At 36.6% G+C, this 7,232-nt stretch carries 9 protein-coding genes; 7 read left to right on the top strand and 2 right to left on the bottom strand.

Annotated elements, in window-relative coordinates; genetic code table 11:
* Positions 1 to 107 precede the first annotated feature (107 nt).
* The 6 genes from F6K18_RS03660 to F6K18_RS03635 all read left to right on the top strand — a co-directional run bounded on the left by F6K18_RS03660 (position 108) and on the right by F6K18_RS03635 (position 3,834).
* Positions 108 to 896: a transposase gene (locus tag F6K18_RS03660; protein ID WP_287518737.1), complete on the top strand. Its 789-nt coding sequence runs from the start codon at positions 108 to 110 to the stop codon at positions 894 to 896.
* 67 nt (positions 897 to 963) lie between these two features.
* Entirely contained in the window at positions 964 to 1,188 is a 225-nt protein-coding gene (locus F6K18_RS03655) for a zinc ribbon domain-containing protein (RefSeq protein ID WP_287518736.1), read from the top strand.
* Between the two features lie 185 nt (positions 1,189 to 1,373).
* Entirely contained in the window at positions 1,374 to 1,934 is a 561-nt protein-coding gene (locus tag F6K18_RS03650) for a DNA-binding protein (protein WP_287518735.1), read from the top strand.
* Positions 1,935 to 2,471: 537 nt separating this feature from the next.
* Positions 2,472 to 3,152, top strand: coding sequence for a hypothetical protein (locus F6K18_RS03645; RefSeq protein WP_287245255.1), 681 nt, complete (start codon positions 2,472 to 2,474; stop codon positions 3,150 to 3,152).
* Positions 3,153 to 3,248: 96 nt separating this feature from the next.
* Positions 3,249 to 3,692, top strand: a complete 444-nt coding sequence (locus F6K18_RS03640; protein WP_287309123.1) for a hypothetical protein — start codon at positions 3,249 to 3,251, stop codon at positions 3,690 to 3,692.
* A 19-nt stretch (positions 3,693 to 3,711) separates the two neighbouring features.
* The gene (locus F6K18_RS03635; protein WP_275670431.1) at positions 3,712 to 3,834 is read left to right on the top strand and encodes a hypothetical protein; all 123 of its coding nucleotides are present in this window, start codon (positions 3,712 to 3,714) and stop codon (positions 3,832 to 3,834) included.
* Positions 3,835 to 3,886: 52 nt separating this feature from the next.
* On the opposite strand, the gene bchB is transcribed toward F6K18_RS03635, so the two are convergent.
* Positions 3,887 to 5,413, bottom strand: a complete 1,527-nt coding sequence (gene bchB / locus F6K18_RS03630) for a ferredoxin:protochlorophyllide reductase (ATP-dependent) subunit B (RefSeq protein ID WP_287518733.1) — start codon at positions 5,411 to 5,413, stop codon at positions 3,887 to 3,889.
* A gap of 426 nt (positions 5,414 to 5,839) precedes the next feature.
* Positions 5,840 to 6,199 carry a hypothetical protein gene (locus F6K18_RS03625; RefSeq protein ID WP_287518732.1) on the bottom strand — a complete coding sequence of 120 codons (360 nt, stop codon included), beginning with the start codon at positions 6,197 to 6,199 and terminating at the stop codon, positions 5,840 to 5,842.
* A gap of 843 nt (positions 6,200 to 7,042) precedes the next feature.
* Here F6K18_RS03625 and F6K18_RS03620 point away from each other — a divergent pair.
* Positions 7,043 to 7,232: hypothetical protein (locus F6K18_RS03620; protein ID WP_353734999.1), on the top strand; the 190-nt coding region annotated here is incomplete at its 3' end.

The following is a 7,232-nucleotide window of genomic DNA, read 5'->3' as shown; positions in this document are numbered from 1 at the left end:
TTAAGGATGTACCCATGAAAAGGGACGTTTAGGAGAGGAGCCGTGATGAGGTGAAAGTCTCACGTCCGGTTCTGAAGACGAGCAAACCCTATAAAGGACAACCGGAAATGGGTCTGCTTAGTTTAACAATTGGGGTAAAAGGTCTGTGGAATGCTGCTTACAAGGCTGGTTATAAGCCTAATACCCGTAAGCTGAGAGAAGTTTTTACCAATCACACAAAGGCTTTATATCCCTGGATGAAAAATTTGTCATCTAGAGTTTACCAATACGCTTTTCCTTCGGAATGCTTCGCAAACATAAATTTAGGTGAAGCCTTCAAAAGATTCTTTAAAGGGTTAGGAAAATACCCAAGGTTTAAGAAAAAAGGTAGGTCGGATTCATTCACAATAGATAATTGTGGAAAACCAATAGAACTTAATGGTTGGTCTCACAAGTTACCTTTTATCGGTTGGGTAAAAACTTATGAACCGATTGAGGCAACGACTAAAAAAATAACTATTAGTAGGCAAGCGGGTGATTGGTATCTCAGTTGTAGCTATGAATGGAATCCCACAACCACGCCCAAAAAAACTGATGTAGTTGGTGTAGATTTAGGGGTGAAAACCTTAGCGACTTTGAGTGATGGAAAAGTATTTGAGAGCGTAAAATCTGATCGCAGATTTGAAGCTAAGTTGTCTCGATTGCAATACCTAAATCGTCATAAAGAGGTAGGCTCTGCCAACTGGAAAAAAGCACAACTGAAAATTGCCAAGCTACACGCAAAAGTAGCTAACATCCGCAAAGACGCAATTCATAAATTGACAACATACTTAGCCAAAAACCACGGCACTGTCTCAATTGAAGATTTGAATGTCAGCGGAATGTTACGCAATCATAAACTAGCGAAAATCAGTTAGCAGATAGTGATTTTATGAGTTTAGAAGACAGCTAGAATATAAGTGCGAATGGTACGGTTCTGAGCTAGTGGTAGTTGATAGATTTTTTCCATCATCAAAGACTTGCTCAAACTGTGGCCATGTTCAGGATATGCCCTTAAATGTAAGAACTTATGATTGCCCAGAATGTGGCTTGTCAATAGATAGAGATTTAAACGCCAGTATAAATTTGAGAGATGCGGTCGGCTTGACCGTCAATGCCTGTGGACGGAGTGCTGCCAACAGTTCCGGTGGTTTGCGTAGCATTCCGTAGGAAAGCAGGAAGTAAACATTAAAATGTCGCGCTTATGACGTTTTATATCGGTTTTATGAAGCAGAAAGTTCAAATAATTTTTCTCTTTCTCTTGCCACCCATTGAGTTTTCTGCTAAATTGAAGATTACCTAACATAAGTATTTTATAATTTCTACATATAACCTAAAACCCTAACGTTATAGTTATGACTGTCTCAATAGTTAGTACTACACAAGCAGCTTTTCTACTAAATATTTCAACAGGTAGATTGCGATTTTTACTCAATAAAGGTCGTGTTATCGGCGCTCGAAAAGTCAAAAGATTTTGGCAAATTCCTCTCAACCATCGCGGAATGCCAGAGATTACACCAGGTTGTCGTGGTCCTGAAGGTAGTTGGAATAAACTTCAACGCAAAGCTAAGACTATTGTTCATGTTCTGCGAAAGACTATTGACTATAACCGAGACAATGGAACTTCTCATCCAGCCGTTGCAGTGAAAGTGGGAGATAAAAAGAATTATTGCCATGCCCTTAAAATTAACGGACCTTGCCAAATTGTTTATCAGCCTCATAACCCGAACAAAAGTCAAGCTGGGGGAGCTCGTCTGTGGATTGAAGTAGATCCAGAACATATAGTAGAACGAAAATATTTTGTTAATGGAGATTATGGTCCGCCACCGGAAGTAGTTCAGCAGCGTGCAAAAACTAAGGGGGCAAAAAGTAAGAAGAAAAAATCTAAAAAGAAAGGAAAGAATAAAACCAGTTAACTGGATAGTTAACTTGGAAACAGAGAATTTCAATAGCAGTGTCTTGGTACTGTTCTATTTTTTGCTGTCTAGAAATCGCTAATTATACAGACTATTAACTCAGAAAATTGAACATCTATTTAGCGATCGCTCTCCAACTCTCTTTACTTCCAGCAAGTATTTAGGGTCATTTTTTGTCTCTAGGCTTGACTTGACAAGGCTTTCAAATTCTCAATCATTTCAGGTCAACGAAGAAGGACGTATAGATTCAGAAATTATATTAGTATCTAGCAAATAGTTTAAACTCATAAATCAACCTCTCTCCCTGGTGACTTATCTCGTAAGTTCTCAAAAGTATTATCATCAAAAGTAATTCCTTTTTGTTCTATTTTTGCCCTAAATTTTTGATAGGCTGAACAAAAATCATTAACCTTCTCAAAGTCCAGTAAAATACTCTCTGGTTTTCTTGGTGGAACTTTTCAATTTTTACTCATATTACTTTTAATTTTCAAAGCAGGAAATGGAGGTCCTAAAAGAAGGTGGTTTTCAATTCTAGTTTTGACTATAGTGAGTATCTACTGCAATTTATTTTTTATTTATGATGAAACTTTAGGTGGCGAACTAACAAAAAACTCTCCTAAAAAAATACAAGCTCATAATAGTTTAGTGAGAAAAGTTAAAAGTAATTTTACAGATAAACTTCCAAGGTTAGAAGCGCAAAAATCTGAATTGGAAAGGCGAATACAGGATGAAATAAATGGCATTAGAGGAAATCCTCCTGGTTGTGGAGCAGAATGTCAAAAATTGACGTTTGAAAAGGAAAAAGTACAAGATGAAATTAATGAAATTAAAAACATTGCACAGGATAATAGAATTAACAATCTACTCGCTCTCTCTGCACAAGAAATTCAAGAACAAAAATTAAAACCAAAAGAAATCTACGATATAAACTTAGAAGCATGGAGTGCTATTCCTGAAACTTATAAAGTATCACAGCCACAATTTTCTGATTATGAAAATTCTGAAGCTTTTTTAATTCCTTTTGTTAAGGTTTACCAAGAAAGAGAAGCGATCGCTGTTGCTTCTTTAATAATTGCTGTAATCATAGATGGTTTAGGCTTAGTTTTAGGAAGTATTCCTCCCAGTAAAAATTCATTAGTTTTGTATAGAATATTAGCAGAAAGTATCACCTCTCCAATCATAGGAATTAAGAGATTTTCTGCTACTCTCCAAAAATAAATCACAGATAATGTAGAACATTTTGATACTAATCAAACTTCACTGTCTAGTAGTACAGGAATAATTAAGTTAGTTGGTATAGATGGTGCTAAATTTTTGATGAATTTTTACAATGCAATTAATAAATACGACGAACTGAAGATAGATAAATCTCTACTTTGCTCCAAAGAAACTTATGAAAAGATGAAAATTGAAAATAGCAGTAATGAATCATCTATAGATTCTTTTGAATATTTAAAGACGGCTTATGAATTATTGATAGATAATATGCGTTATCCTCCTTTTGAATGGATTGAAGAGTATCCAAAAGAAAACCAATTTTCAGAGCAAATTCTAAATTTAATACCTAATAATCAAAACTTTAATAGTAAAACAAATAGTGAAAAAGGCTGGAAGTTTAGGAAAAACTCTTATAAACAATTCGTGAATTGGATAACAGAAGAGATTGAAGAACAGCTAACTAATGAACAAGTAAAGGTAACGGGAAAAGTGACACTACACCTTTACGGAAAGCCTAAAGAAGAAAAAGAGAAAGCATAATTATTGCTAAACAAAATTTTTGAAGAAGGAGACAGGAGACAGGAGACAGGAGACAGGAGGAAAATTACATGGGGATTCGCTCCCCCAAGTAATGCGTGAACACCCTGTAGACGGTGGGGTATTAAACCCACAAAGAAAATGATAAAACACATAGACTGGGATGGAAAACCCACCCCACTAAAATTAACAATTAACTACGCACCAACAGATTCTTTTGCAGCATACATAACTTCCACAGAAATCTGCTCAAAACCACGTTCTCTGGCAAACTTCTCAGTATTTCGCTTCACCTTACCCCGAACAAAACCAGGCACCTTATTCAACTCTGCCTTTGCTTCTTTCGTCCAATTCAAATCAGAATCAGCAGAAATACTCTTAGTAATAACCTCCTTAGTATCATGCCCACCAAATATTTCTAATAGATGGTCTTCCATTCCCAAAGTAAAGGAATTGTAAACCAAATCCGCAATTTGATTAGTACCTTCATAACCCATAAATGGCTTATAACCAATGGGAAAATTCTGAATATGAATCGGTGCCGCAATTACACCACAAGGAATATTCAACCGTTTACCAACATGACGCTCCATTTGCGTGCCAAAAATCGCCGCAGGTTCCACACGAGCGATCGCATCCCCAATCTCTCCATTATCTTCAGTAATTAAAACTTCATCGCAATATTCACTCACCTGTTCCCGGAACCAGTCAGCATCATATTTACAATAAGTACCTGCCCAAACTACATGAATACCCATTTCCCGCGCCAGAATTTTTGTCAGAGCAGCAGCATGAGTATTATCCCCAAATACCACTACTTTTTTACCAGTTAAATTTTGACAGTCAATGGAACGAGAAAACCAAGCTGCTTGAGAAACGTGCAAAGTTTGATTATCAATAAATTCCTCATAGTCAACATTGGCACCTTGAGCATTAACTACCTGCTGAATTTTCCGAACACAACGAGCAGTTTCCACCACACCCATTGGAGTAATGTCAATATAAGGAGTTCCAAACTCTGACTCTAAATATTTGGCTGCCATTATCCCCAGTTCGCGATAGGGTGTGAGATTAAACCAAGCGCGAGGTAGATTTTTTAAATTGTGAACAGAAGCACTTTCGGGAATGACTTCATTAACTTCGATACCTAAATCTGCCATCAAGCGTTTTAACTCGGTGCAGTCATGTTGGTTGTGGAAACCCAGGGTAGAAACGCCAATGATATTAACAGAAGGTTTTTCAGTTTTCCCTTCTGGAAGTTCCCCTTTCTTTTTCGCCTTCTCAATATAATATTTAACGATTTGCTGCAAAGTGCTGTCCGCTGCTTGGAGTTCGTTAACGCGGTAATGGTTAACATCCGCCAGCATTACATCACCTTTGGCATCTATTTGAGCGCGTTCGACAAAATTTTCTAGGTCTTCTTGCAAAATGCTGGAAGTACAGGTAGGAGTAAGAACAATTAAATCTGGAGCTTCTTCGTTATCTTTACGGATGATATTATCTACTACTTTTTCTTGGGAACCCCGCGCCAATACATTACGGTCAACTACACTGGTGGTGACTGGTGTATAGTTACGTTCTCTTTCTAACATAGAGCGCATAACATTGAAATAGTCGTCACCGAGAGGAGCGTGCATAATAGCGTGAACGTTTTTGAAGGAACTGGCAACGCGCAATGTGCCAATGTGAGCGGGACCTGCATACATCCAGTAGGCTAATTTCATCTAATTTTCTCCGTTTTTTGTTAACTGTTATAGATTTGTTAGTTTGATTGTCTCAAATTTTGATGTCTTTATTCATTTAACGGGACTTTTTGAACAATATTTTTTCAGGTTATCCCATCAACTAGGAACTCAGTTTGTCAGTAAAGCAATAAAATTTTGTTTTATTTAAGTATTCTTAATTTTTTAGTTAATTTGTGTAAATTAGGGGTTGACAATTGTTTGATATAGGTATATGAAAAAAAGCGATCGCTTGTTTATAGTGTGCGATCGCCTTCTACTATTAATTATTTCTGGCTGATAAGAGGTGGAAACCCCTTATAAAATCAAGGCAAAAATGGTAGTGCATCAGGAAAGTGTGGGATAGGTAATCAGATCATTCCAATTCCAAGGAGCGATATAGCTGCCGCTAGGCTCCACCAAACTTCTTTAAGCTTCACGCCAGTGTACAACAATATCTTTGACAACAAAGTCATCATTTCCCACGCGAGTAATTTGAATATTGTTCATCCCTGAACGAAGAACGTTTGGCTGAATGCGATCCATATACGTTAGCCAAGCGTCGGAATCTCCGGGAGGTTTTGGAATATCAAAACCACTTAGGTCTGTACCGTTAATTTGAATTCTGTGACTCTGTGAATCAACACTCCTCACCGTGATTAGCAGATACCCATCATCTACCACTGCCTGACTAGCACTGACTTCGACAGGAAAGTCTACCTCAAAAACGGGGGAGTTTTCATTGAAGGTTTTATTGACAGGAATATAGTTAAAATCGGCTCTAGCCATGATAGTTACTCCATTAAAATCCAATCATTGTTTTTAACTTGAGTTTAGGCATTTAAGTGCTTCATGCTTCAACTCTCTTATTACTATTAACGGTTTCCCCACAGAAAATATTCCCAAATTTCTCAAAAATATTTTTCTCAAAAGGTATAGACATGGTTAAAGGTTTTGCTAAACAAGAGTTGTAGCGTTTTTATTGTCTGGGATATTAATACCAATGGCGTTTCTGTCTGATTCAATACTCAAGTACAAGTATATGTATAGTGTGATAAATTTCTGGTTGTCCCAGATTTCTAGTAAAGAATCTTGGACTGACAAGTCAAGGTTACTTGTTTATAACTCCCACCTTTGAGGCATTAATACCAATTGCGTTACTGTCTGATTCAACACTCAAATATATCTATAAGTCTGATAAATTTCTAGTGATCCCAAATTTTAGACTCAATAATTTTGGATTAAAGCGATAGTGCTCCCCACCACTAGCGCGATTGTGTATTTTAGCTATGGAGTTTGAGGAAGTTAGACTACACTGAAACTTACTGCATAACTGTGAAATTCTAGGAAATACTATTTCTTTTAGTTGAGAGATTAGTCTAAGTTGTGCTTCTGTCTGATTTTTTATAGTCGTTAATTACAACCGAAATTTTCCTGAGATTAAGCATCTCACAATTCATTATTACAGCAGTTTCGGAGTTAGTGATGTACAAAACTTTAGGACTTTAGGCAACAGCTCATCTGGCAACAGAGAATTAATAAACTGTACCTCACTATCCAGGCAAAGTGCTGTAATTTCCCCAAAACTATCAGGTCAGTGTCTATAAGTTTAAAGACTAGGATCAATATTTTATGTTTTTTAAGACACTTGTAAAGACTAAAAGTCAAACAATATTTAACAGAGAAATTGACTATTGGAATCAATTGATTAATTGTTCCGATCATAGAAAAATTCTGGAAAAGATTGCTCGAAAACGTACTTATAGTACCAATATTTCTTGGGAAGATGCTTTACAGATAGCTTACTTGAAGATTGTAGAAG

This window comes from Okeania sp. SIO2C2, from assembly GCF_010692625.1.
Taxonomy (GTDB): Bacteria; Cyanobacteriota; Cyanobacteriia; order Cyanobacteriales; family Microcoleaceae; genus Okeania; species Okeania hirsuta.
Note: the sequence above shows the minus strand (reverse complement) of the source record. Positions and strands in the feature narration are given on the sequence as shown.